Origin of the sequence: Allochromatium palmeri (genome assembly GCF_009720725.1) — a bacterium.
Taxonomy (GTDB): Bacteria; Pseudomonadota; Gammaproteobacteria; order Chromatiales; family Chromatiaceae; genus Thermochromatium; species Thermochromatium palmeri.
Map to the genome: position 1 here is coordinate 1 of NZ_WNKT01000109.1, position 2200 is coordinate 2200.

A 2200-nucleotide genomic window follows, 5' to 3' on the forward strand; every position below is an offset into this window, starting at 1 on the left:
CGCGAAGCTCTATGTCGAGGCGCTTCAGCATGCCTTCGGCGAGCTCAGGCGACTGAAGGCGGCTGCGTAACATCAGTTAATGATGGAAACCCGATGCCTCTTCGCTCGTGAGCGACTCCTTCACCGGATGCGCTTCGATATGCTCCAAGGCCGCCTTCATGTGATCGATAAGGAGCGTACAGAGATCCTGGCTAACCCCGTTGCGGACTAAGATCCTCTGGATCGCTTGATCCTGACAATTTGACGGCAGCGTATAGGCCGGCACCTGCCAGCCGCGCACTCGGAGCCGGTCGGCGAGATCGAACAGGGTGAAGCCCGGATCGGTGCCTTCTTTGATCTTCCATGAAACTGCTGGGATGCCTCGCGCCATGTCGCCGCCGAAGACGATCTCGAACGGCCCCATCTTCGCGATCTCGTCGGCTAGGTATTCAGCGCTGCGATAGCAGGCGGTGTGGACCTTACGGTAGCCCTCCCGCCCGAGGCGGAGGAAGTTGTAATACTGGCAAACGATCTGCCCGCCTGGGCGCGAAAAGTTCAGTGCGATGTCGCGCATGTTGCCGCCGAGATAATTCACCCAGAACACCATGTTCTCGGGCAGGTCCAGCTCTTCGCGCCACAGCACCCAGCCTACACCAAGCGGGGCGAGGCCGAATTTGTGGCCCGAGGCGTTGATCGAGCGCACCCTCGGCAGACTGAAGTCCCACTCCAGCTCAGGCGCGCAGAACGGGGCGAGGAAGCCGCCGCTAGCGCCGTCGACGTGGATCGGAATGTCGAGACCCGTATCGGCCTGCAGCGTGTCCAGCGCATCGCTGACCTGCTTGACCGGCTCGTATTCTCCGGTGAAGGTCACGCCCAGTGTCGGCACGACGCCGATGGTGTTCTCATCGCAGCGGCGGAGCACCTCTTCGGGCGTCATCAGGAGCCGCCCCTTGTCCATCGGGATCTCGCGGTGTTCGATATCCCAATAGCGAGTGAATTTGTGCCAGCAGATCTGAACCGGCCCGGTGATCAGATTCGGCTTGTCGGTGGGCTTGCCTTCGGCCCGGCGACGCGCCTCCCAGCGACGCTTCATGGCCAGCCCGCCCAACATGGCGGCCTCACTGGAGCCGGTGGTGGAACAGCCAACGGCGTGGTCGCTGGCCGGCGCCTTCCAGAGATCGGCCAGCATCCGCACGCAGCGCGATTCGATCTCGGCGGTCTGCGGATATTCGTCCTTGTCGACCATGTTCTTGTCGATGCAGGCATCCATCAGCTGATGGATCTCGGGCTCTTCCCAGGTCTGGCAGAAGGTCGCGAGGTTTTGACGCGAGTTGCCGTCGAGCATCAGTTCGTCGCGGACGGCGGCATACATGCGTCGCGGATCGCGTTCGGCATCGGGGAAGGCCGACTTCGGGAGACCCGTGGCGAGTTCGCTTGAACCGTAAGTCTCGTCGTCGGCGGTTCCTGCCTCGTTGTACATAGGATTCCGGTCGTTTCGCTTGCTCGCGTCTTGCTTTGGCATCGTTGAATTTTCCTCGGCAATGGAAGTGCGGAGCTTACCGCATGGCTGATGCTTAGGCGCCAGTGTCAACGGCCTTCCGGACCCTCTGGGTTGATGATCTCGATCAGCATCAGATAACTGGCAATCAGGAAGCAGCATGAACCAAAAAAGGTCGAGAGATTGCTGAGCATCGGGTTCTCGAAACCGGATTTGAAGCCGAACCAGGCGCAGAAAAAGAAGCCGATGGCGCCAAGCAGATTGAATAAGCCACTCCACCAGCCGAGCGTATCCCAGGCCGGTTTTAGCGCGGTCGGCTGCACCTCACGCATCGCCATCCAGGCTGCAATCATGAACCAGTTAGCACCAATCATCTGCGGTAGCCAGAACCAAGCAAAGGCATCGATCGCAGGGTGCGTCGCCAATAGCACGCCGACCACGCAGGGTACAAAGAAGATCGTCGCGCCAAGCAACTGCGCCAGATTCAGCCAATAACCCCAGTTAGCCGGGCGCCGCCCAAACCACCGAAGGCGATGATCGTCGGCGTGCAGGGCAAGGCTATGTCCGGCCTCACCATCCCGGAACAGCAACACATATCGCGGCGCGTTCAACACCTTTGGACTTTGGACAAAAACACGCTCCTTCCCAGTGCCCAGTAGGCCTTCTTGAAACTTTTCGTGGTATGCATCCGATCAAGCCGTCGCGGTGAGCCTCGGTTGGCGC

2 protein-coding genes are annotated in these 2200 nt (G+C 60.3%); both read right to left on the bottom strand.

Going from position 1 to position 2200, the window contains the following annotated elements; genetic code table 11:
• Positions 1–76: 76 nt before the first annotated feature.
• Positions 77–1639, bottom strand: a complete 1563-nt coding sequence (gene gad / locus GJ668_RS19590) for a glutamate decarboxylase (protein ID WP_246195035.1) — start codon at positions 1637–1639, stop codon at positions 77–79.
• Positions 1567–2091 (bottom strand): hypothetical protein, encoded by a 525-nt coding sequence (locus tag GJ668_RS19595; RefSeq protein WP_186343235.1) that lies wholly within the window; start codon positions 2089–2091, stop codon positions 1567–1569. The genes gad and GJ668_RS19595 overlap by 73 nt, the downstream gene beginning before the upstream one ends.
• Positions 2092–2200 lie beyond the last annotated feature (109 nt).